Origin of the sequence: Novosphingobium piscinae, from assembly GCF_014230355.1 — a bacterium.
Classification (GTDB): Bacteria; Pseudomonadota; Alphaproteobacteria; order Sphingomonadales; family Sphingomonadaceae; genus Novosphingobium; species Novosphingobium piscinae.
Genome location: NZ_JACLAX010000002.1, coordinates 190,982 through 212,962, shown reverse-complemented (window position 1 = coordinate 212,962; position 21,981 = coordinate 190,982). Strand labels below are relative to the sequence as shown.

The following is a 21,981-nucleotide window of genomic DNA, read 5'->3' as shown; positions in this document are numbered from 1 at the left end:
AGCTGCCTTGCGGTTTGGAAGTCCCCATGGGGCAGCGAGGGGCCGGATATAGGGGGGTGCCGGTGAACTGCAAGTGAAAATGGAACCCCGTTTTCACAAATCTGAAACATGGCCTGAAAGTGCAGGACAATCGTTGGATTTGCGCGGAAATATGACAATCAAGCGACCGGTTTCAGGCGCGTTCCAGCGGGGTCGGACCGCGCTTCGCGAGCGAATCCGCGAATCGACTGGAGTGAGACAGAGGCTTCGCGCCGAGGCGCGAACGGAGGCGCTTGGCGTGGCCAAGGGTCAGACTGAAGGCACGACCGTGGACTGGCTTGCGTCATCCCAGCGCAGGCTGGGATCTCTCTCGACATGGAACAAGGCCAACGGGCAGAGCCAAATGTCCCGCCTCGCCGACGACGATGCCGGCCGGCCCTGGCATGACGGACATCTGGGAGGCTTGCCGTCAGCTCAGCCGGTCGCGGAAGCTCTCCCAGCCGAACCGCTTCACGCATTCCAGCGCGTCGGTTTCGCTGTCCCACAGCCAGATCGAGGGGAGCGGCACCCCGTTGAAGGTGGTGGTCTTGACCATCGAATAGTGCGCCTGGTCGAGGAAGGCGAAGCGGGTGCCCGGCTGCGGGGCGACCGGCAGCACGTAGTCGCCGATCACGTCGCCCGCGAGGCACGAGGGACCGCCCAGCCGCACCGGCTCTTCCCCGGTCGCCTCGGGATCACGCTCGCCCAGCATGGCCGGACGATAGGGCGCCTCGATCACGTCGGGCATGTGGCACGTGGCGGAAATGTCGACGATCGCGACCGGCATGCCGTTCCACTGGGTGTCGAGCACGGTGCCGACCAGGATGCCGGCATCCAGCGCCACCGCCTCGCCCGGTTCGAGGTAGAGCTCGCAGCCGGTTTCGGCCTTCACCGCTCGCAGGAAGGCGATGAGGTCCTCGCGCTGGTAGTCGGCCCGGGTGACGTGGTGGCCGCCGCCGAAGTTGAGCCACTTGAGCTGGCCGAAATAGGGCGCAATCCGCGGCTTCAGCGCCTCCCAGGTGCGCTGCAGGGGGACGAAATCCTGCTCGCACAGGGTGTGGAAATGCAGGCCGGTGACGCCTTCCAGATGCTCGGGCCGCAGCTGGTCGACCGGGAAGCCCAAGCGGCTGTGCGGCGCGCAGGGATCATAGCGCGGCACCTCGCCCTCGGCATGGAGCGGGTTGATCCTGAGGCCCACATCGAAGCCCCCGCCCTGCGCGTCGAGCAGCGGGCGGAAGCGGGCGATCTGCGCGGGCGAATTGAAGATCACATGGTCCGAGATGCGGACGATCTCGGGCAGGTCCTCGGCCTTGTAGGCGGCGCAGTAGGTCGCGATCTCGCCGGAGTAGTGCGCCTGCGCCAGCCGGGCCTCCCACAGGCCCGAGGTGCAGACCCCGTCCAGGTACTCACTCACGATCGGGGCCACCTTCCACATCGAAAAGGCCTTGAGCGCGGCCAGCACCTTGATCCCGGCGCGGTCGCGGATGTCAGCCAGCACCGCCAGGTTGGCGCGCAGCCGGGCGGCATCGACCACGAAGGCCGGGCTGTCGACGCGGTGGAGATCGAACTGGGCGAAAGCGCCCGGATCGCCGGCTCTGGTTTCCATTCCTTGATCCTCGGTTCCGCGGGGCCTGCGACACGCTCAGGCCGGGCGGGTGTTTCGGTTGTGGTTAGCCGTTCGTGTCGAGCGAAGTCGAGACACCTGAGCACCGTGTCTCGACTTCGCTCGACACGAACGGTGCTGAAGGGCGTTACCCGTTCCCTCGGAAAACCAGCGCAGCCCCCGCGACAATCAGGGCAAATCCGGCCAGCTGGGCCAAGCTCAGCTTCTGCCCGAACGGCACCCAAGCGACCAGCCCAAAGCCTGCCAGCGAGAAGACCTCCTGCAGGGTCTTGAGCTGGGCCAGCGAGTAGGTCTGCGCGCCGATCCGGTTGGCGGGAACGGCCAGACAGCACTCCAACAAGGCGATCCCCAGCAGACCAGCATCGTCACCCACAGCGCCCGGTTTGGCGCCTTGAGGTGCCCATACCCCGCCGCGGTCCTGAACGGGTTGGACGCGGCAAGCAGCAGGGGCGGAGTGATCAGGGACCAGTTCACATGGGCACTCCCGGTTGGTGTTGCCCCGATACCCTGGCTCGTCATCCCGGCGTTGCGCCGGGATCAGGCTGCCTTGCCTGCCAGAGCACAGCCTTGTCCCGGCTCAAGGCCGGGACGACGAGAGGGAATGGTGGCGAACATTCGCGCCATCAGAACTCCACCGGTCCGGGCAGCTCCTTGACCTGCCACGGCAGGCCCTGGGTGTTGAGCATAGCCATGAACGGATCGGGGTCCATCTGCTCCATGTTGAACACCCCTTCCCCGCGCCAGGCGCCGGTCAGCATCATCGCCGCGCCGATCATCGCGGGGACGCCGGTGGTGTAGCTGATCGCCTGGTTGCCGGTCTCGTGGAAGGCATCCTCGTGATCGCAGATGTTGTAGATGTAGAAGGTCTTCTCGCCGCTGCCGTCGAGCGCCTCGCCGGTGGCGATATCGCCGATGTTGGTCTTGCCCTTGGTGGTCGGCCCGAGCGTCTCGGGCTTGGGCAGGACGGCGGCGAGGAACTGCAGGGGCACGATCTCCTGCCCGTTGTAGATGACGGGGTCGATCCGCGTCATGCCGACGTTCTGCAGCACGGTAAGGTGCTGGATATAGGCATCGCCGAAGGTCATCCAGAAGCGACCGCGCTCCAGCTCGGGCAGGAACTTCGCCAGGCTTTCCAGCTCCTCGTGGTACATCAGGTACATGTTCTTGGGGCCGACGCCCTCGAACTCGAAGCTCTGGCGGATGCTCATCGCCGGGGTCTCGACCCATTCACCGCCCGCCCAGTGGCGCGCCGGGGCAGTGACTTCGCGGATGTTGATCTCGGGATTGAAGTTGGTGGCGAAGGCCTGGCCATGATCGCCGCCGTTGCAATCCAGGATGTCGAGCAGGCGGATGGTCTTCAGCTTGTGCTTCTTCAGCCACATCGCGAAGACGCTGGTCACCCCCGGATCGAAGCCCGAGCCCAGCAGCGCCATCAGGCCCTTCTCGCGGAAGCGGTCCTGATAGGCCCACTGCCACGAGTATTCGAACTTGGCCTCGTCCTTCGGCTCGTAGTTGGCGGTGTCGAGATAGTCGACGCCGGCCGCCAGGCAGGCATCCATGATCGGCAGGTCCTGGTAGGGCAGCGCCAGATTGACCACCAGCTTCGGCCCGATCCGCTCGATCAGCGCGGTCAGCGCCGGCACGTCCTCGGCGTCGACCTGGTAGGTGGCCACGGCCACCCCGGTGCGCTCCTTGACCGAAGCGGCGATCGCATCGCACTTCGCCAGGGTCCGGCTGGCGAGGTGGATGTCGCTGAAGATCTCCGGGTTCATCGCCATCTTGTGGACGCAGACCGAGCTGACCCCGCCTGCGCCGATCACCAGAACTTTCGCCATGTGGACTCCAATCGTCATCATCCGGCGCCCCTGGGGCGCCGCTCATGCGACACGCCTCTAGGGCAAGGATGTTGCAAGACCAAGGCCCCGATGGGGCCAGCCGTGCAGACGGTTGCCAAGCCGGCCATCTTGCGCCACCCCGGGCAGGCCGGAGGGAGGACATACCGATGAACAAGGCCCTGCTCGCCCCGGCCGCCGTGCTGGTGGCCTGGTCGCTCGTGATGATGCTGTGGATGGCGCGGTCGCGGTTCGCCGCGATGGCCAATTCGGGGATCGATCTCGGCAAGGCCCGGCCCGGTGGGCGCGGCCAGGACCTTGAAGCGGTGCTCCCTCCTGAAGTGATGTGGAAGAGCCACAACTACACCCACCTGATGGAGCAGCCGACGCTGTTCTACGCCGTGGTGGTGATCCTTGCGCTGGCCGGGGGCACGCAGACCGACGCCCTGCTCGCCTGGGCCTATACCGGCCTGCGCGTGGTCCATTCGGTCTACCAGGCGACCACGAACCGTGTTCCGGTGCGCTTCGCGATATTCTTCACGGCCACCTTGTGCCTGATGGCCTTGGCGGTGCGTGCGCTGCTGGTCACGCTGTGAGCGCGGGAGGGACCGGGACATGAACGGCATCGCCATTCTCGCGCCGGTGGTGGCGCTCGCGGCCTGGACGCTGGTCATCTGGGGGGTGATGTATGCCCGCCGCATCCCGGCAATGCGGCGCGCCGGGATTGACGCGCGCACCAAGGTGGGCGGGACCGGCGCCGACCTGGACCGGGTCCTGCCGGAACGGGTCCAATGGGCGGCCCACAACTACAACCACCTGCACGAGGCCCCGACGACGTTCTATGCGGTCGCCGTTAGCCTCGCCCTGCTCGGTCGGGGCGATGGCCCCGCGCTGGTGCTGGGCTGGACCTACGTGGCGCTGCGCATCGCCCATTCGCTGGTCCACATCACCGGCAACCGCGTGGTGCTGCGGTTCAGCCTGTTTGCGCTTTCGACCCTCGCGCTCGGCGCGCTGGTTGTGCTGGCGGCGGCGGGGCTGCTCGGCGGCTGACCGCCCTCACCCCCGCACGAACAGGCTGGCCAGTTCGACATGGCTGGACCAGCGGAACTGGCCCACCGGGCGCAGTTCGGCAAGGCGCCAGCCCGCCTCGACCAGCAGCCGCGCGTCGCGCGCCCAGCTGGACGGGTTGCAGCTGATGTAGACGATCCGCCCGACCGTGCTGCCGGCCAGACGCTCGACCTGCTCGCGCGCACCGGCGCGCGGCGGGTCGAGCAGGACCCCGGCGAAGCGGTTGAGCTCGTCCGCGAGCAGCGGATTGCGGAACAGGTCGCGGTGGAGCGCGTGGAGCGGCCGTTGTAGGCGCGCCGCGGCAGTCTTGCAGGCCAGGTGCGCCTCGCGTGCGGCCTCGACTGCGAGCACCTTCGTGCTCTCGCCGGCCAGCGCGAAGGCGAAGGTCCCCAGCCCGGCGAAGAGGTCGGCCACGGCGGGCAGCCCGCCCAGCCACTCGCGCGCCGCCTCGACCAGGGCCGCTTCGCCGTCGAGCGTCGCCTGGAGGAAGCTGCCCGGCGGAAAGGGCACGCTGACGCCCGAGAGGTTGACCGTCACCGGCTCGGGTTCCCACAGCATTTCAGGACCATAGCCCTGATCGAGGGTCAGCCGGGCGAGCCGATGCTCCTGGGCGAAGCCGAGCACGGCCTCGGTGATCGCCAGGCCCTCGACGGCGAGGCCCTTGATCCCCACGTCGACGCCCTGCTCGGTCAGGGTCAACTCGACGTCGGCGGCCATCTTGCCCGGCCCGGCCTGCTTGCCCCGTCCGCCCTTGCCCGCCCGCTTGGAGCCGGCCGCGGCCGATTGTCCGATGCGGATCAGCAGCTTGCGCAGGGCAGGCAGCAGCGCGACGAATTCGGGCACCAGCACCGCGCATTCGGCCAGTTCCACCAGACGGTGCGAGCCCGCCTCGCGATAGCCGATCACCACCCGGCCGGACGCGCTTTCGGCCCGCAGCGCGGCGCGGCGCCGGCTGCCCGGCGGGGAGAGATGCGGGGCGGCGAGATGCTCGGCCCCCAGCTCCTGGCTGGCCGAGGCATTGGCGACGCGCGCGGTGACGAAGGCGGCGAGGCTCTCCTCGTCGAGCTGCTGCAGCTGGCAGCCCCCGCAGCGGCCGAAATGGCGGCAGACCGGGTCGACGTGGTGCGGCCCGCGCTGCAGCGAGCCGTCGGGCAACAGCCAGTCCCCCGGCGCCGCGCCCCAGGCATAGCGGCCCGTGGCGGTGACCCCGTCGCCCTTGGCGGCGATGCGCAGGATCTCCTCGGCTGGCGCAGGGCCGGGCTGGCTGGGGAAGTGGTCGCTCACAGGCAGGCCGCGTAGGCGCTTCGCACGGCCGCGGCAAGCTGGCTGGCGGCAAAGGCCGGGCCGGCGCGCCGGGCGGCCTCGCCATGCAGCCAGACCGCCTCGCCGGCGGCGGCGAAAGGATCGCCCTGCGCCGCCAGCCGCGCAGCGGCGATCCCGGCGAGCACGTCGCCGGTCCCGGCCACGGCCAGCCAGCTCGGCGCCCGCAGCGCGAAGGCGGACCGCCCGTCGGGGGCGGCGATCACGGTATCGGGCCCCTTGGCGATGACCACCGCGCCGGTGGCCCGAGCGAGCGCCCCCGCGCGGGCGAGCTTGGTCCCTTCGCCCGGCAGCGCGAAGGCCCGCTCGAGCGCGGCCAGTTCGCCCTCGTGCGGGGTCAGCACCAGCGGCGCGGGATAGCCACGGAGCGCGGCGGGGGTGAGCAGCCCCAGCGCATCGGCATCCAGCACGGCCGGGCGGCCCGGCGCCAGTGCAGCGGCCAGCGCCTCCCCCGCCGCGGCATCGCGCCCCAGTCCGGGGCCGACCAGCAGGGCGGCGGTGCGCGGATCGGCCAGCGCGGCGGGGTTGGTGATGACCAGATCGGGCGCGACGGCCTCGGCCGAGACGGAGCCGTCCGGCAGGACCAGCCGCACATACCCGGCCCCGGCCCCCTGCGCCGCCGCTGCCGCCAGCCGCGCCGCACCGGGCATGGCCCCGACCACCACGGCAACCAGCCCGCGCCGGTACTTGTGCGCATCGGCCGCCGGCGGCTGGACCTGCGGCCGCGCGACGATCCCGGGAGCGCCCGGAACCGCGGCGCAGCCGATGTCGACCAGCCGCAGCGCGCCCATCGCCGCGCAGGCCGGCATCAGCAGGTGGGCCGGCTTCCACGCCCCCAGCGCAAGGGTCACGTGCCACGTGGGCAGGCCCGGATTGAGCGGCACCGCGCGATCGCTGTCCACCCCGCTCGGCACGTCGATCGCGATGCGCAGGGCATGCTGCGCCGCCAGCCGGCCGAGCAGCGTCCGCTCGGGCTCGCCCAGCGGCCGCGTCAGCCCGCTGCCGAACAGGCAGTCGACCAGCACCTCACCCGCTTCGGCCGCGGCCGGGTCGAGCACGGTTCCCGGCAGCAGCGCCCGCGCGGTGCGGGCGGCGTCGGTCCGCGGCGGCATGGCGGCAATCACCTGCACCGCAGCGCCGCGTTCGCGCAGGGCAGCGGCGATGACATAGCCGTCGCCGCCATTGTTGCCGGGGCCGCACAGCACGGTCACCCGGCGCCCGGCCGCGATCCGCCAGACCCAGTCGGCCGCGCCGCGCCCGGCGCGCTGCATCAGCGTATCGACCGAACTGCCCGCCGCGATCAGCGCCTGCTCCGCCGCGCGCATCTGCGCCACAGTCAGGACCTGCGGCACGGCCTGCGCCAAGCGGTCAGTCCAGGTTGAGCTGCGAGAGGTCGCGCACGGCGCCGCGCGCGGCGCTGGTGGTCATCGCGGCATAGGCCTTGAGCGCCACCGAGAGCTTGCGCGGCCGCTCCTTGGCCGGCTTCCACCCCTTGGCGTCCTGCTCGGCGCGGCGCTGTGCCAGCTCCGCGTCGCTCACCGCGAGGGTGATCGTGCGCTGCGGGATGTCGATCTGGATCAGGTCGCCGTTGCGCACCAGCCCGATCGTCCCGCCTTCGGCCGCCTCGGGCGAGACGTGGCCGATCGACAGGCCGGAGGTCCCGCCGGAGAAGCGCCCGTCGGTGAGCAGCGCGCAGGCCGCGCCCAGCCCCTTCGACTTGAGGTAGCTGGTGGGATAGAGCATTTCCTGCATGCCCGGACCGCCCTTGGGGCCCTCGTAGCGGATCACCACCACGTCGCCGGCGACCACCTGCCCGGTGAGGATCGCGGTGACCGCATCGTCCTGACTTTCATAGACCTTGGCCGGACCCGAGAAGGTGAGGATCTTTTCGTCGACCCCGGCGGTCTTCACGATGCAGCCATCCACAGCGACATTGCCGGTCAGCACGGCCAGCCCGCCATCCTGGCTGAAGGCATGCTCGGCCGAGCGGATCACGCCCTTCTCGCGATCGAGATCGAGCGAATCCCAGCGGCGGTTCTGGCTGAACGCCACCTGGGTCGGCACCCCGCCGGGCGCGGCCATGAAGAATTCCTGCACGGCCGGGCTGTCGGTGCGGACGATGTCCCAGCGCTCGAGCGCCTCGCCCAGCGTGCGGCTGTGCACCGTCGGCAGGTCGGTGTGGATCAGCCCGGCGCGGTCGAGCTCGCCCAGGATCGCCATGATCCCGCCAGCCCGGTGGACGTCCTCCATGTGCACGTCGGACTTGGCCGGCGCCACCTTGGACAGGCACGGCACCTTGCGGCTCAGCCGGTCGATGTCGGCCATGGTGAAGTTCACCCCGGCCTCATAGGCTGCGGCCAGCAGGTGGAGCACGGTGTTGGTCGATCCGCCCATCGCGATATCGAGGCACACCGCGTTCTCGAAGGCCTTGAAGCTGCCGATCGAGCGCGGCAGCACGCTCGCGTCGTCCTCCTCGTAGTAGCGCTTGGCCAGATCGACGATCAGCCGTCCGGCCTCGAGGAACAGGCGCTGGCGATCGGCGTGGGTGGCCAGGGTCGAGCCGTTGCCGGGCAGCGACAGGCCCAGCGCCTCGGTCAGGCAGTTCATCGAGTTGGCGGTGAACATGCCCGAGCACGACCCGCAGGTCGGGCAGGCCGAGCGCTCGATCGTCTTGACCTCCTCGTCGGAATAGCTGTCGTCGGCCGCGGCGACCATCGCGTCGACCAGGTCGAGCGCATGCTCCTTGCCGCGCAGGACCACCTTGCCCGCCTCCATCGGCCCGCCCGAGACGAACACGACCGGAATGTTGATCCGCATGGCCGCCATCAGCATGCCGGGCGTGATCTTGTCGCAGTTCGAGATGCACACCATCGCATCGGCGCAATGGGCATTGACCATGTACTCGACGCTGTCGGCGATCAGATCGCGGCTCGGCAGCGAATAGAGCATGCCATCGTGCCCCATGGCGATGCCGTCATCGACCGCGATCGTGTTGAATTCCTTGGCCACACCGCCCGCCGCCTCGATCTCGCGGGCGACCATCTGGCCCAGATCCTTGAGATGGACATGGCCCGGCACGAACTGCGTGAACGAGTTAACCACGGCGATGATCGGCTTGCCGAAGTCGCTGTCCTTCATCCCCGTGGCACGCCACAGCCCGCGCGCGCCGGCCATGTTGCGGCCATGGGTGGTGGTGCGGGAACGGTAGACGGGCATGGACGGACTCCGGTGGGTAGACGGGAACGGCAGCGGCTCACTAGACCAGGTGGCAGCCGGATTGAAGCAGAAAATTACGAAAAAAGCTCAGGCAACGAAACAAAACAATTCAAGCCCAGGGCGCGGGCCGGGGTTGCTGCCCCCTTGCGGCTTGCCCGAAGCTCACGATCCTCACACGTGTGACGACAGCGAGAAGATGCCCGGACCGCGCCACAGGAGCCCGGCTGCAAGGCACCGCGCGGAGTGTGACAGGTTGGCGGCGAGTAGGAAAGCGGGACCGTGTGCGCCGGGCTGGTGCCGGGGGCGCGTGGGTCGGGGGCAAGCAGGACTGCACCGGGCAAACTGGACGGACGCTGCATAGGGCTCGGGGCGAACACGGGCGGATGGCCACTGGCGTCCGATACCCGTCGTCCCGGGCTCGATCCAGGACCGCTGCCCTGCTTCAACGCGAGGCTGCATCGATCCGGGCGCCGGTCCCGGGTCGAGCCCGGGACGACGATGGAGCCGATGACCTCCTCCCCACCCAACTTGGCCGCTATCCCCGGCCCGCCTCGCGCGGCCTATTCCCCCAGGCGCAGCGCCACGGCATTGGTCACCCGGAACAGGATCTCGGCCCAGCGCGCCTGCCCGGCCGCGTCGGCGATCTCGTCCTGGCGGATCTCGATTCCCAGATAGGGCCGTCCCTCAGCCTCGGCGTGGCGGTTCATCGTGTAATTCAGCAGCTTGCCCGAATAGGGCTCCTGATCGCCGGCCACCAGCCCTTCGGCGGTCAGCAGCGGCAGGGCCAGGCGGGCGGCGCGGTCATCCTCGTTGTAGAGCACGCCCACCTGCCACGGCCGCGGCTTGTCGCAGGTGCGCAGCGCCGGAGTGAAGCTGTGCAGCGAGAGGATCAGCGCCGGCGGCACGGCATCAAGCTGGGCCGCAAGCGCGGCATGGTAGGGCGCGTGAAACCGCGCAATACGGGCTGCGCGGGCGGCCACCGACAGCATGTTGCCGGGGATCGCATGGCCGTCGCTGGCCTCGGCCACGGCGCCGGGCGCATCCTCCTCGCGGTTGACGTCGCAGACCAGCCGGCTGACCGCGCACTGAAACGCAGCGAAGCCCGCGCGCTGCGCCAGCAAGGCTCCCACCTCGGCGACGCCGATGTCGATCGCCATGTGCTCGGTCAGCAACTGCGGGTCGATGCCCAGGGCGATGTCGGCCGGGACGTGGTTCGAGGCGTGGTCGGAGACGACCAGAATGCCCCCGAAGCGCGGGGTGCCGAGCAGGCGGAAGACGTCGCTCATCGCAGCCCTCCCGCCAGGCTCCACCACTCCGCCGGCAGGCCGGCCCGGGCCGCGTCACGCGCCGCGGCCGTCTCGTACAGCGCGAAGCAGGTTGCCCCCGAGCCCGACATGCGCACCAGCCAGGCCCCGGTGGTCCGCAGGTGCGCCAGTACCGCGCCGATCGCCGGGCACAGCGCCAGCGCCGGCGGCTCCAGATCGTTGCGCCCGGCCAGCGCGATCGCGCGCACCGAGCCGGCGGGCAGGCCGCCGCGATCGATCCCGTCCCAGGCCCGGAACACCGGCCCGGTGGAGAGCGGCACGCGCGGATTGACCAGCAGCACCGGGGTGCCCACCAGATCGCTGGCGACCGGCTCCAGCTCGGTCCCGGTGCCGCGTCCGATGCAGGTCTCGCTGCGCACGCAGGCCGGCACGTCCGCGCCCAGCTCCGCGGCGCGCGCGGCCCAGTCGGCGGGCAGGCCATAGTGCCGCTCGACCAGCCGGAACACCGCGCCGGCGTCGGCCGATCCCCCGCCCAGCCCGGCCGCCACCGGCAGGTTCTTCTCGAGCGTGAGCGCCAGCCCCTCCGCGCGCGGCAGGGCGACCAGCGCCCGGGCCACGATGTTCTCCGCAGGATCGGTCAGGACGTTGCCGAACTCGCCCACCGTGGTCAGCGCATCGCGCGGCGCGGCCTCCGCGCTCAGGCAGTCCCCGGCATCGACGAAGGCGAACACCGTCTCGAGCTCATGGTAGCCATCCTCGCGCCGCCGCCGGACGTGCAGGGCAAGGTTGATCTTGGCATAGGCGGTTTCGATCATGCTTCCTCCCCGGCACGGGGAGGGGGACCAGCCGCAGGCTGGTGGAGGGGCACGGCGTTACGACGCGCCAACTTCTCCCCACGCTCGACACAAACCGCCACGATCCGTTCCACCACGCTGCCGACGTCTTCGAGCACCGCCTTAGCCGGCACGCGCAGTGTGGCAACGCCTTGGGAGCGCAGATGGTGCGATTTTGCCGAGTCCCGCCTCACACCTTCGGCCGTGTCATGCGCGAATCTGTCGACCTCGATGGCCAGCCGTACAGCCGGGCAGAAGACGTCGATCACGTAGACCTCGGCCGGGTGTTGACGCCTGAACTTGAACCCGCTCGGACGGCAGCGCAGTTCTCGCCACAGCAGCCGCTCAGGAACGCTCATCTCCGAACGCAGCTTGCGCGCGAGCTTGACGGTCGAGACGGGGCCAGTGAGCATCCAAGGCCGGATACTACGGCCTGTGCCCCTCCACCATCCTGCGGATGGTCCCCCTCCCCGTACCGGGGAGGAAGCTTGGGGCCTGTGCCCCTCCACCATCCTGCGGATGGTCCCCCTCCCCGTGCCGGGGAGGAAGCTTGGGGCCTGTGCCCCTCCACCATCCTGCGGATGGTCCCCCTCCCCGTACCGGGGAGGAAGCTTGGGGCCTGTGCCCCTCCACCATCCTGCGGATGGTCCCCCTCCCCGTACCGGGGAGGAAGCACTCACATGTTCGGATAGTTCGGCCCGCCGCCGCCTTCGGGCGTCACCCATTCGATGTTCTGGGTCGCGTCCTTGATGTCGCAGGTCTTGCAGTGCACGCAGTTCTGCGCGTTGATCTGCAGGCGCGGGCCGGCATCGGCGGTTTCGACGAATTCGTAGACCCCGGCCGGGCAATAGCGCGCCTCGGGCCCAGCATAGAGCGGCAGGTTGATCCGCGTCGGCACCGTCGGATCCTTCAACCGCAGGTGGCAGGGCTGGTCTTCCTCGTGGTTGGTGAACGAGAACGAGACGCTGGTCAGCCGGTCGAAGCTGATCACGCCATCCGGCTTGGGATAGGCGATCGGCCTGTAGAGATCGGCCCGCTGGGTGGCCGAGGCATCGGTGTGATGCTTCATCGGCTTGGCCAGGCCGAAGCCGAACAGGGTGCGCAGCCACATGTCCGTCCCGGCGAGGATCGTGCCCAGCTCGCCGCCGAACTTGGCGACCATCGGCTCGGCATTCTGCACCAGCTTGAGCTCGGCGGCGATCCAGCTCTCGCGCACGGCGGCGTCGTATTCGCCCAGCGAATCGCCCTCGCGCCCGGTGGCGATCGCCGCGGCAATCGCCTCGGCGGCCAGCATGCCGCTCTTCATCGCGGTGTGGCTGCCCTTGATCCGCGGGACGTTGACGAAGCCTGCCGAGCAGCCGGCCAGCACCCCGCCCGGGAAGTCGAGCTTCGGCACCGACTGCCAGCCGCCCTCATTGATCGCCCGCGCGCCATAGGCCACGCGCTTGCCGCCTTCCAGGATCTTGCGGATCTCGGGGTGCTGCTTCCAGCGCTGGAACTCCTCGAAGGGATAGACCCAGGGGTTCTTGTAATCGAGCGCGCAGACGAACCCGAGCGAGACCTGGTTGCCCGCCTGGTGATAGAGGAACCCGCCGCCCCAGCTGTCGCTTTCCGACAGCGGCCAGCCCTGGGTGTGGATCACCCGGCCCGGAACGTGCTTGTCGGGATCGATGTCCCACAGCTCCTTCATGCCGATGCCGTAGACCTGCGGCTGGCAATCGGCTTCGAGATCGTACTTGGCCTTGAGCCGCTTGGTCAGGTGCCCGCGGGCGCCTTCACAGAACACGGTGTACTTGGCGAGCAGGTTCATGCCCGGCTGGAAATCGCCCTTGGGCTGCCCTTCGCGGTCAACCCCCATGTCGCCGGTCTGGACCCCGATCACCTCGCCCCGGTCGCCATAGAGCACCTCGGCGGCGGGGAAGCCCGGGAAGATCTCGACCCCCAGTTCCTCGGCCTTGCCCGCCAGCCAGCGGCACAGGTTGCCGAGCGAGCCGGTGTAGTTGCCCTTGTTCGAGAGGAACGGGGGCATCAGGGCATGGGGGATGGACATCTTGCCCGTGCGGGTCAGATTCCAGTGCCAGTTGTCGGTCACCGGCACCTCGGCCATCGGGCAGCCCTGGTCGCGCCAGTCGGGGAGCAGCTCGTCGAGCGCGCGCGGATCGTAGGTCGCACCCGACAGGATGTGGGCGCCGATCTCGGAGCCCTTCTCGAGGATGCAGACCGAAAGGTCGGCATTGAGCTGTTTCAGGCGGATCGCCGTGCCGAGGCCGGCTGGCCCGCCTCCCACGATGACGACATCGTAGGGCATCGATTCCCGTTCGATCGCAACCTGTTCGCTCATCAGTCCCGTCCTGGCTGTGCCGGCGCATCCGACCCCGGCTTAATCGCTCCGTTAATTCGCCTTGATTGCTGCGCCGCGACAGGTCAAGGCCACTTGCGATGGACAGGCTCGATCCTTCCCACAACCCAGGGCTGCGCGCCGCCGATATCGCGGCGGTGCTGGACTGGTGGCGCGATGCCGGGGTCGATCTCGATTTTGCCGACACCCCGACCCGCTGGCTGGCCCCGCCGGGCGAAGCCGTAGCGGCAGCCGCGCCGGTCGCCGCGCGGGATGTCCCTGCCCCGGCTGCGCCGCCTCCCCAGGCCGGGTTCGGGGGCGATCCGGCCCGGTGGCCCGACAGCCTTGCCGGCTTTGCCGCATGGTGGCTGAGCGAACCGGCGCTCGATGATGGCCAGGTGCGCGACCGGGTCCCCCCGCGCGGGCCCGCCGGGGCGCGAATCATGGTGGTCGTGCCCCAGCCCGAGCAGGGCGATTCGCCGCACCTGCTGGCCGGACCCGAGGGCGACCTGCTGGCGCGCATGCTGAGCGCCATGGGGGTGGAGGCCGAGGCGGTCTATGTCGCCTCGGTGCTCCCCCGCCACACCCCGCTGGTCGATTGGCCGGCGCTCGCCGCGCGCGGGGCCGGTGCGGTGCTGGCGCACCACATCGGACTGGTGGCGCCGGAGCGGCTGATCGTGTTCGGCGGGACCATTCTGCCGCTGCTCGGCCACGATCCAACGCATAGCGCTCAAACTTTACCCTCATTTAACCATGAAGGGCGAACGGTGCCGCTGCTGGCGGCCCGCGATCTGGGCGCGCTGCTGGCACGCCCGGCATGGAAAGCGGGCTTCTGGCGGAACTGGTTGGACTGGACGGAACACTGAACGGCTTGCGCATCATGACGGCATGGCGGCCCCGGCACGCGCGCCTGGCGCTGGCGGGGGCGCTGGCGGGGGCGCTGGCCTGCACCCTGCTGCCCGGGCTGGCCCAGGCGAACAGCGCCGCGGTCGACTATTTCCGCAACCGCGCCGACCGCACTGCCGTTCCCACCCTGCTGACCGGCGAGGAGCGGACCTATTACAAGGACCTGTTCAACGCGATCGAGCATCAGGACTGGCCACGCGTCCAGGCCCTGTTCGCGCAGAAGCCCGATGGCCCGCTGCACCAGGTTGCCCGGGCCGAATACTATCTCGACGCCAAGAGCCCGCGGGTCGAGCTGCCGGCGCTGACCCAGTGGCTCAGCCAGGGCGCCGGGCTGCCGCAGGCCGAGCAGATCGCCGCGCTGGCCGCGAAGCGCGGGGCCAGCGCCCTGCCCGCGCTGCCGCAGGCCCAGCCGCTCTACGCGGTCGCCACCAGCCAGAAGCGCGTGCGCCCGCGCGACACTGGCGACGGGACCATGCCGGCGCTGGTCGCCAGCGGGATCCAGGAGCGGATCAAGGGGGACGACCCGGCTGGCGCGAAGCTGCTGCTCGACGGGATCGACGCCACCCTCAGCCTCCCGGCGCGGGCCGAATGGCGCGCCAAGATCGCCTGGTCGTTCTACATCGAGAACAATGACGCGGCGGCCTATGCGCTCGCCCAGACCGCGGCGGAGGGCTATGGCCCGTGGGTCGCCGAAGGGTGGTGGACCGCAGGTCTCGCCGCCTGGCGGCTCGACGATTGCCAGGGCGCCGCCGAAGCCTTCGCGCGCACCGCCGCGGCGGCCGACAATGCCGAGCTCAAGACCGCGGCCTGGTACTGGCAAAGCCGCGCGCTGGTCCGCTGCCGCAAGCCCGAGGCGGCGAGCGCCCCGCTCCGCCTGGCCGCGGCGCGCGATGAAACCTTCTACGGCATGATGGCGGCCGAGCAGCTCGGCCTGCGCCTGCCGACGACCCACCAGGCGCCCGACTTCACCCAGACCGACTGGCAGCGCCTGCGCGACAACCCGGCCGTGCGCACCGCGGTGCAACTGGCCGAGATCGGCGAGGATGGCCTGGCCGACGAGGTGCTGCGCTACCAGGCGCGCACCGGCAGCCCCGCGCTCTACCAGCCGCTGTCGCGCCTGGCGCGCGATCTTGGCCTGCCCGCCACCCAGCTGTGGATGGCCTATGCCGCCCCGGCCGGCGGCAAGCCCGAACCGGCCCTGCGCTTCCCCACTCCCAGGTGGACCCCGGCCACCGGCTGGAAGGTCGATCCCGCGCTGGTCTATGCCCATGCCCTGCAGGAATCGATCTTCCGTACCAGCGTGACCAGCCCGGCCGGCGCCCGCGGCCTGATGCAGATCATGCCTGCCGCCGCGCGCGATCACGCCGCCGCGCTCGGCGTCTCGCCGACCGAGATCACCCGGCCCGAGGTCAACCTCGCGTTCGGTCAGCGCCACCTGCAGATGCTGCGCGAGAGCCCCGGCACCCAGGGTCTGCTGCCCAAGGTGATCGCCGCCTACAACGCCGGTCTCCTGCCGGTCACCCGCTGGAACACCGAGATCCGCGACAAGGGCGATCCGCTGCTGTGGATCGAGAGCGTGCCCTACTGGGAGACCCGCGGCTACGTGAACGTGGTCCTGAAGAACTACTGGATGTACGAGCGCCAGGCCGGCGGCCCCTCGGAAAGCCGGATCGCGCTGGCCCAGGCGATGTGGCCCACCTTCCCCGACCTCGCCGGCAGCCAGGCCGTGCGCATGGCCAGCAACGGGACCCTGCTACGTAGCCGGTGAGCAAGGGGCTGGTCGCGTCCCAGTTGAACCAGGGCCCAGCCCCGCCGACTGCGCCTTGATGATGTCCGGTTACCGTTTCGGCGCCGGATGGGCGTCGAAGAAGGTGCGGGCCTGGCCAAGCATGGTCTGCCACCAGTCGACCACGTCGGCGAAGTTCACCTGGGTGAGCCCGCCGATCGTGGTGACGTCGTAGGTCAGCATCAGCGACTTGTCGCTCTCGTCGAAGGACATGGCCGAAAAGCGCTTGTCCTTGTTCCATTCGTTGGCCAGCGCCAGCGAGTTGGCGCCGTCGTCCTCGAAGTTCACCGAGAAGCCCAGCGAGGTGCAGTTGGCGCCCTTGTCGCAGCCGTAGAAGAAGATCGTGTAGGCATAGCCCGAGGCGGACGAGGTGATCTTGGGATTGCCGGTGTTGTCGCTCTTGCCCAGCACGGCCTTGAAGCCCTGCGCCTGAAGGCTGTCGACGATGCCGCGCGGGTTCGCGGCGCAGATCAGCGCGGTCGGGCAGTCAGTCGCCGCGGCCACCGGGGCGGCCAGACCGGCGGCGAGAACGGCCACACCCATCCGCAAGACCTGCCGCATTCCCTCAACCCCCTGACCTCGCTCAATCCTGCCCTCCTCGCGCCGGGGGCGATGCTTGTCAAACTGTTCTTCTTATGTTCTAATCCGCCCATGCCCGGTCGCTCCACCCTTTCCCCGGCTCCGCCCCCCGATCGCCAGAAGGGCCGCGGCGCGGTCTCGGCGGCAGTGCCCAGCCGCTTCGGGCTGGCCCAGCGCGAGCTCGACGGCGACTGGCGCGACCAGCGCGGCACTGTGGACGGGCTTGTGGGCAACCCCGGGGACAGCCTGCGGACAACCGTGACCGAGGAGCGGGCCCGTTCGATCCTCAGCTTCAACCAGTCGCCCGACATCCCCTTCGACCGGTCGCTCAACGCCTACCGGGGCTGCGAGCATGGCTGCATCTACTGCTTCGCCCGGCCGACCCATGCCTTCCACGACCTGTCACCGGGGCTCGACTTCGAGACGAAGCTGTTCGCCAAGCCCGACGCCGCCCGGCTGCTGCGTGAGGCGCTGGCCAAGCCCTCGTACCGCTGTGCGCCGATCGCCATGGGGACCAACACCGATCCCTACCAGCCCATCGAGGCGCGCTACCGGATCACGCGGGAGGTGCTGGAGGTCTGCCTGGAGGCGCGCCAGCCGGTGACGATCACCACCAAGAGCGACCGGGTGCTGCGCGACCTTGATCTTCTGGCGGAGCTGGCCCGGTGCAACCTGGTCGCGGTCGGCCTTTCGGTGACCAGCCTGGACCCGCGCCTGTCGGCGCTGCTCGAACCGCGCGCCGCGGCGCCGGCCAAGCGGCTGGCCGCCCTGGGCCGGCTGGCCGAGGCCGGGATACCGGCCCATGTCTCGATCGCGCCGGTGATTCCCGCGATCACCGACGCGTTCATGGAGCGGATCCTGGCCGATGCCGCTGCCCGCGGGGTGCGCTCCGCCAGCTGGATCATGGTGCGGCTGCCGCATGAGGTGGCGCCGCTGTTCCGCGAATGGCTGGCGGCGCACTATCCCGACCGCGCGGACAAGGTGATGGGGATCATCCGGTCGGTCCGCGACGGGCGCGACAACGATCCCTCGTTCTTCAGCCGGATGCAGCCGCGCGGCACCTGGGCCGACCTGTTCCGCGCCCGCTTCCGTCTCGCCTGCCGCAAGCTGGGCCTCAACCGCCAGCGCGAGACCCTGCAGCTCGATTGCACGCAGTTCCGCCGACCGGCGAGCGACGGGCAGCTGGCGCTGTTCTAGCGCCTGCCCGGTAGAGAGTGACTGACCTCTGGTCCGTTCGCCTCGCGCGCAGTCGAGAGGCACCGCACCGCGCGTCTCGACTGCGCTCGACACGAACGGGCGTTGGCATGGTTCGGCCTAAACAGGACAGTCTCTCGCGCCGTGCTTCCGGTGCAGACCTTTCCGGCTCCCACCCCGCCTACCGACCCGCGAGGTCCCGGCCATGCGCCAGGACGACCAGCGGTGGACGAGTTAACGCCCTTTCGGGTGGACCGCAGCCATGGCTTTTTCCCCTGCAGGAGAGAAAGCCAGAGCCCGACTTCGGCCGGAACCAGCCGTGCGAAGCCGTTCACCTGCCCCGCCCGGGCTGCGCGGGGTCCGCGCCGGTCAGGCCACCAGCCGCAGCGCCGGGCCGCGCTTGGCCGAGAGCGAGACGCCGCTGATGCCATCGATCCCCGCCACCCGCTCGGCCAGGTCGCCGTCGAGGTGGAAGTCGCAGCCGAGCTGCACCAGCGGCTCGCGCGGGCCGCCGGTGCGCAGACGGGCCAGGACCTCGCCCTTGCCAGCCGCGCCGGGGGTGAGCAGCAGGGCCAGTTCCTGCAGCGCCTCGACCGTGGCAACCTCGAGCCGCAGCTCCATCCGCGCCGCCTCGCGCACCTCGGACAGCGGCCGGCCACCGCGCACGGTGACCCGCGGCGGTTCTTCGGGGCTGGGGCTGTCGAGCTCGACCTGGAGCAGCACGCAGGTGCCCTCGCGCGCCCACTGCACGAAGTTCTCGACCAGCGCCTCCTCGAAGCACGAGGCCGAGAACTGGCCGGTGCTGTCCGAGAAATCGGCCATGACGAAGTCCTTGCCGCGCTTGGTCTTGCGGCGCTGCACGCCTTCCACCATCGCCGCCATGACCGCCATCTGCCGCCCGCCGGCCACGCCGCTCGCCATCAGGCTGCCATAGGAGCGGGCGCCGTTGGCGCTGGCGATGGCGCGCCATTGTTCAACCGGGTGGGCCGCGAAGTAGAAGCCGAAGTTCTCGCGCTCCTTGGCCATCTGCTCGGCGCGCGACCAGGCCGGCGCCTCGACCAGGCGGAGCGCCTGCTGGGCATGATCGTCGCCGCCGAACAGGCCATGCTGGCCGCTGGTGCGGGTGCGTTCGGCCTCGTCGGCCACGGCCAGCAGCATGTCGGCGTTGGCCAGCACCTTGGCGCGGTTGGGCTCGAGGCTGTCGAGCGCCCCGGCCGCCGCCAGCCCTTCCAGCTGGCGCCGGTTCATGCTGCCATAGGGGACGCGGCGGAACAGGTCTTCCAGGCTGGCGAAGCGGCCGTTTGCCACACGCTCGGCAACGATCGCCTCCATCGCCTTCTCGCCGACATTGCGGATCCCCGCCAGGGCATAGCGCACGGCATAGCCCTGCTCGGTCTGCTCGACGGTGAACTCGGCCTCGGACCGGTTCATGTCCGGCCCGGCGATCTCGATCCCGTTGCGCCGCATGTCATCGACATAGACCGCCAGCTTTTCCGACTGGTGCATGTCGAAGCACATCGAGGCGGCGTAGAATTCCTGCGGATAGTGCGCCTTGAACCAGGCGGTCTGGTAGGCGAGCAGCGCATAGGCCGCGGCGTGCGACTTGTTGAAGCCGTAACCGGCGAACTTGTCGATCAAGTCGAACAGCTCGTTGGCCTTCTTCGCGTCGATCCCGGATTCGCGGGCGCAGCCGTCGACGAAGCGCTGGCGCTGCGCGTCCATTTCGGCCTGGACCTTCTTGCCCATCGCGCGGCGCAGCAGGTCGGCATCGCCCAGCGAGTAACCGGCCAGGATCTGCGCGGCCTGCATCACCTGTTCCTGGTAGACGAAGATCCCGTAGGTCTCGGCAAGGATCCCGGCCAGCTTCTCATGCGGGTACTCGATCGCCTCGAGCCCGTTCTTGCGCCGTCCGAACAGCGGGATGTTGTCCATCGGCCCCGGTCGATAGAGCGAGACCAGCGCGATGATGTCGCCGAAGTTGGTCGGCTTCACCGCCGCCAGGGTGCGGCGCATGCCTTCCGATTCGAGCTGGAACACCCCCACCGTGTCGCCCGACTGGAGCAGCCGGTAGACTTCGGGATCGTCCCAGGCGAGCGTGCCGAGATCGATGCCGATGCCGCGCTTGCCCAGCAGGTCAACCGCCTTGCGCAGGATCGACAGCGTCTTGAGACCGAGGAAGTCGAACTTGATGAGCCCGGTGTCCTCGACATACTTCATGTCGAACTGGGTCACCGGCATGTCCGAGCGCGGATCGCGGTACAGCGGGATCAGCTGGTCAAGCGGTCGGTCACCGATCACCACGCCGGCGGCATGGGTCGACGAGTTGCGCGGCATGCCTTCCAGCTGCACCGCCAGATCGATCAGCCGCCGCACCTCGTCGTCGTTGTCGTATTCGCGCTTGAGCTCGGCCACACCGTTGAGCGCGCGCGGCAGCGTCCAGGGGTCGGTCGGATGGTTGGGCACCAGCTTGCACAGCCGGTCGACCTGGCCGTAGCTCATCTGCAGGATCCGTCCGGTGTCGCGCAGCACGGCGCGGGCCTTCAGCTTGCCGAAGGTAATGATCTGGGCGACATGGTCGGCGCCATACTTGCGCTGGACATAGCGGATCACCTCGCCGCGGCGGGTTTCGCAGAAGTCGATGTCGAAGTCGGGCATCGAGACGCGTTCCGGGTTGAGGAAGCGTTCGAACAGCAGGCCCAGCCGGATCGGATCGAGATCGGTGATGGTCAGCGCCCAGGCGACCAGCGAGCCGGCACCCGATCCGCGCCCCGGCCCCACCGGGATGTCGTTGTCCTTGGCCCACTTGATGAAGTCGGCCACGATCAGGAAGTAGCCGGCAAAGCCCATCCGGTTGATGATCTGGGTCTCGAAATCGAGCCGCTCGGCGTATTCGACGAACTCCTCGCCGATGGCCGCCGGGCGCAGCCGGGCAAAGGCGGCGCGGCGCTCCTCGGCGCCCTCGATCCCCGCCAGGCCGGCCAGCAGCTCGGCGATCTCGTCCTCACCCACCTCGGGATAGTAGGGCGCGAGGCGCCGGGCGAGGCCCCGCCGGGCATCATCCTCCAGCATCTTCGCCTCGCCCTGCTTGTCGCCGGCCAGGCTGGGCAGCAGTGGCTTGCGCTTGGGCGGGGCGAAGGCACAGCGCTGCGCCACCACCAGGGTGTTGGCGATCGCCTCGGGCAGATCAGCGAACAGCTGCGCCATGACCTCGGCCGGCTTGACCCAGGCCTCGCCCGAGGAGCGCGGCCGGTCGGCCGCATCGACGTGGGTCGAATTGGCGATGCACAACATGGCATCGTGCGCCCCGTGGAACTGGGCCTCGGCGTACAGGGCCGGGTTGGTGGCCACCAGCGGCAGGTCGCGGGCATAGGCCAGCTCGACCAGCGCATCCTCGGCGGCCTCTGCGGCGGCATCGCCGCTGCGGGCGATCTCGATGTAAAGGCGCCCCGGGAACAGGCCGGCCAACCGCTCGGCCAGGGTCTCGGCCTGGTCGTGGCGCCGCTCGGCCAGCAGGCGGACCAGCGCGCCCTCACCCGCCGCGGTCAGCGCGATCAGGCCCTCGGTGTGGCCAGCCAGATCGGCCAGCGTCACATGCGGATCGCGGTCGAGCGGGCGGTCGAGATGGGCGCGGCTGACCAGGCGGCACAGGTTGAGCCAGCCGGCCTCGTTCTGGGCATAGAGCGCCAGCCAGTCGATCGCCTCGCTCCCCGGCCGGGCCACGGCCAGCAGCGTGCCGATGAGCGGCTGGATCCCCGCATCCTTGCAGGCCGAGGCGAAGGCCGGGGCGGCATAGAGCCCGTTGCGATCGCACACGGCGATGGCCGGCACGCCGCGCTCGCGGGCCAGCTTGGCGATGGCCTTCGGATCGATCGCCCCCTCCAGCATCGAATAGCTGGACATCACGCGCAGGGGAACGAAGGGAGCATAGCCGGCCATGGCGCCAAGGTAGCGGCAGCGCCCCCGCGATCAACCGGAGCCGGGCGGAGCGCTGGGGAAAAGGGC

General features: G+C 69.8%; 16 protein-coding genes and 1 pseudogene. 5 read left to right on the top strand and 12 right to left on the bottom strand.

What is annotated here, in order from left to right:
* Positions 1-448: 448 nt before the first annotated feature.
* From H7F53_RS02885 to H7F53_RS02875, 3 genes and pseudogenes are all read right to left on the bottom strand, one after another.
* Complete coding sequence (locus H7F53_RS02885) at positions 449-1,624, bottom strand: carboxynorspermidine decarboxylase (protein WP_185677974.1); 1,176 nt, start codon at positions 1,622-1,624, stop codon at positions 449-451.
* Positions 1,625-1,769: 145 nt separating this feature from the next.
* A pseudogene (locus H7F53_RS17965) lies at positions 1,770-2,161 on the bottom strand (DMT family protein).
* 104 nt (positions 2,162-2,265) lie between these two features.
* Entirely contained in the window at positions 2,266-3,477 is a 1,212-nt protein-coding gene (locus tag H7F53_RS02875; protein WP_185677973.1) for a saccharopine dehydrogenase family protein, read from the bottom strand.
* 167 nt (positions 3,478-3,644) lie between these two features.
* On the opposite strand from H7F53_RS02875, the gene H7F53_RS02870 reads away from it, so the two are divergent.
* Positions 3,645-4,070: an MAPEG family protein gene (locus tag H7F53_RS02870; protein ID WP_185677972.1), complete on the top strand. Its 426-nt coding sequence runs from the start codon at positions 3,645-3,647 to the stop codon at positions 4,068-4,070.
* 19 nt (positions 4,071-4,089) lie between these two features.
* On the top strand, positions 4,090-4,524 hold the full coding sequence (locus H7F53_RS02865) for an MAPEG family protein (RefSeq protein ID WP_185677971.1): 435 nt from the start codon (positions 4,090-4,092) through the stop codon (positions 4,522-4,524).
* Positions 4,525-4,530: 6 nt separating this feature from the next.
* Here the strand turns inward: H7F53_RS02865 and H7F53_RS02860 are convergent, their stop codons facing one another.
* The 7 genes from H7F53_RS02860 to H7F53_RS02830 form a co-directional block, all read right to left on the bottom strand.
* Positions 4,531-5,826, bottom strand: a complete 1,296-nt coding sequence (locus tag H7F53_RS02860; protein WP_185677970.1) for a class I SAM-dependent RNA methyltransferase — start codon at positions 5,824-5,826, stop codon at positions 4,531-4,533.
* Positions 5,823-7,226 carry an NAD(P)H-hydrate epimerase gene (locus H7F53_RS02855; RefSeq protein ID WP_281384728.1) on the bottom strand — a complete coding sequence of 468 codons (1,404 nt, stop codon included), beginning with the start codon at positions 7,224-7,226 and terminating at the stop codon, positions 5,823-5,825. The genes H7F53_RS02860 and H7F53_RS02855 overlap by 4 nt, the downstream gene beginning before the upstream one ends.
* 4 nt (positions 7,227-7,230) lie before the next feature.
* Entirely contained in the window at positions 7,231-9,078 is a 1,848-nt protein-coding gene (gene ilvD, locus H7F53_RS02850; RefSeq protein WP_185677969.1) for a dihydroxy-acid dehydratase, read from the bottom strand.
* Positions 9,079-9,638: 560 nt separating this feature from the next.
* On the bottom strand, positions 9,639-10,364 hold the full coding sequence (locus tag H7F53_RS02845) for an N-formylglutamate amidohydrolase (RefSeq protein WP_185677968.1): 726 nt from the start codon (positions 10,362-10,364) through the stop codon (positions 9,639-9,641).
* The gene (locus H7F53_RS02840) at positions 10,361-11,158 is read right to left on the bottom strand and encodes a 4-(cytidine 5'-diphospho)-2-C-methyl-D-erythritol kinase (RefSeq protein ID WP_185677967.1); all 798 of its coding nucleotides are present in this window, start codon (positions 11,156-11,158) and stop codon (positions 10,361-10,363) included. The genes H7F53_RS02845 and H7F53_RS02840 overlap by 4 nt, the downstream gene beginning before the upstream one ends.
* Positions 11,155-11,589 carry an endonuclease domain-containing protein gene (locus tag H7F53_RS02835; RefSeq protein WP_185677966.1) on the bottom strand — a complete coding sequence of 145 codons (435 nt, stop codon included), beginning with the start codon at positions 11,587-11,589 and terminating at the stop codon, positions 11,155-11,157. The genes H7F53_RS02840 and H7F53_RS02835 overlap by 4 nt, the downstream gene beginning before the upstream one ends.
* 263 nt (positions 11,590-11,852) lie before the next feature.
* Positions 11,853-13,517, bottom strand: a complete 1,665-nt coding sequence (locus H7F53_RS02830) for an electron transfer flavoprotein-ubiquinone oxidoreductase (RefSeq protein WP_246438446.1) — start codon at positions 13,515-13,517, stop codon at positions 11,853-11,855.
* A gap of 98 nt (positions 13,518-13,615) precedes the next feature.
* On the opposite strand from H7F53_RS02830, the gene H7F53_RS02825 reads away from it, so the two are divergent.
* Together H7F53_RS02825 and H7F53_RS02820 are read left to right on the top strand one after the other, a co-directional pair.
* Entirely contained in the window at positions 13,616-14,380 is a 765-nt protein-coding gene (locus H7F53_RS02825; protein ID WP_185677965.1) for a uracil-DNA glycosylase family protein, read from the top strand.
* A gap of 14 nt (positions 14,381-14,394) precedes the next feature.
* Positions 14,395-16,188 (top strand): lytic transglycosylase domain-containing protein, encoded by a 1,794-nt coding sequence (locus H7F53_RS02820; RefSeq protein WP_185677964.1) that lies wholly within the window; start codon positions 14,395-14,397, stop codon positions 16,186-16,188.
* Positions 16,189-16,257: 69 nt separating this feature from the next.
* Here H7F53_RS02820 and H7F53_RS02815 read toward each other — a convergent pair whose 3' ends face one another.
* The gene (locus tag H7F53_RS02815) at positions 16,258-16,749 is read right to left on the bottom strand and encodes a YbjN domain-containing protein (RefSeq protein WP_246438444.1); all 492 of its coding nucleotides are present in this window, start codon (positions 16,747-16,749) and stop codon (positions 16,258-16,260) included.
* 108 nt (positions 16,750-16,857) lie between these two features.
* Between H7F53_RS02815 and H7F53_RS02810 the strand changes: the two genes are divergently transcribed.
* Positions 16,858-17,982 (top strand): PA0069 family radical SAM protein, encoded by a 1,125-nt coding sequence (locus H7F53_RS02810; RefSeq protein WP_185677962.1) that lies wholly within the window; start codon positions 16,858-16,860, stop codon positions 17,980-17,982.
* Positions 17,983-18,348: 366 nt separating this feature from the next.
* On the opposite strand, the gene dnaE is transcribed toward H7F53_RS02810, so the two are convergent.
* Entirely contained in the window at positions 18,349-21,915 is a 3,567-nt protein-coding gene (gene dnaE, locus H7F53_RS02805) for a DNA polymerase III subunit alpha (protein WP_185677961.1), read from the bottom strand.
* Positions 21,916-21,981 lie beyond the last annotated feature (66 nt).

What these genes read in the sequence shown, in the direction of transcription:
- H7F53_RS02820 (WP_185677964.1), top strand. Translation starts at nt 14,395, where the DNA reads ATGACGGCATGGCGGCCCCGGCACGCGCGCCTGGCGCTGGCGGGGGCG.
- dnaE (WP_185677961.1), bottom strand. Translation starts at nt 21,915, where the DNA reads ATGGCCGGCTATGCTCCCTTCGTTCCCCTGCGCGTGATGTCCAGCTAT.
- H7F53_RS02865 (WP_185677971.1), top strand. Translation starts at nt 4,090, where the DNA reads ATGAACGGCATCGCCATTCTCGCGCCGGTGGTGGCGCTCGCGGCCTGG.
- H7F53_RS02825 (WP_185677965.1), top strand. Translation starts at nt 13,616, where the DNA reads ATGGACAGGCTCGATCCTTCCCACAACCCAGGGCTGCGCGCCGCCGAT.
- H7F53_RS02870 (WP_185677972.1), top strand. Translation starts at nt 3,645, where the DNA reads ATGAACAAGGCCCTGCTCGCCCCGGCCGCCGTGCTGGTGGCCTGGTCG.
- H7F53_RS02835 (WP_185677966.1), bottom strand. Translation starts at nt 11,589, where the DNA reads ATGCTCACTGGCCCCGTCTCGACCGTCAAGCTCGCGCGCAAGCTGCGT.
- H7F53_RS02815 (WP_246438444.1), bottom strand. Translation starts at nt 16,749, where the DNA reads ATGGGTGTGGCCGTTCTCGCCGCCGGTCTGGCCGCCCCGGTGGCCGCG.
- H7F53_RS02845 (WP_185677968.1), bottom strand. Translation starts at nt 10,364, where the DNA reads ATGAGCGACGTCTTCCGCCTGCTCGGCACCCCGCGCTTCGGGGGCATT.
- ilvD (WP_185677969.1), bottom strand. Translation starts at nt 9,078, where the DNA reads ATGCCCGTCTACCGTTCCCGCACCACCACCCATGGCCGCAACATGGCC.
- H7F53_RS02840 (WP_185677967.1), bottom strand. Translation starts at nt 11,158, where the DNA reads ATGATCGAAACCGCCTATGCCAAGATCAACCTTGCCCTGCACGTCCGG.
- H7F53_RS02830 (WP_246438446.1), bottom strand. Translation starts at nt 13,517, where the DNA reads ATGAGCGAACAGGTTGCGATCGAACGGGAATCGATGCCCTACGATGTC.
- H7F53_RS02885 (WP_185677974.1), bottom strand. Translation starts at nt 1,624, where the DNA reads ATGGAAACCAGAGCCGGCGATCCGGGCGCTTTCGCCCAGTTCGATCTC.
- H7F53_RS02810 (WP_185677962.1), top strand. Translation starts at nt 16,858, where the DNA reads ATGCCCGGTCGCTCCACCCTTTCCCCGGCTCCGCCCCCCGATCGCCAG.
- H7F53_RS02875 (WP_185677973.1), bottom strand. Translation starts at nt 3,477, where the DNA reads ATGGCGAAAGTTCTGGTGATCGGCGCAGGCGGGGTCAGCTCGGTCTGC.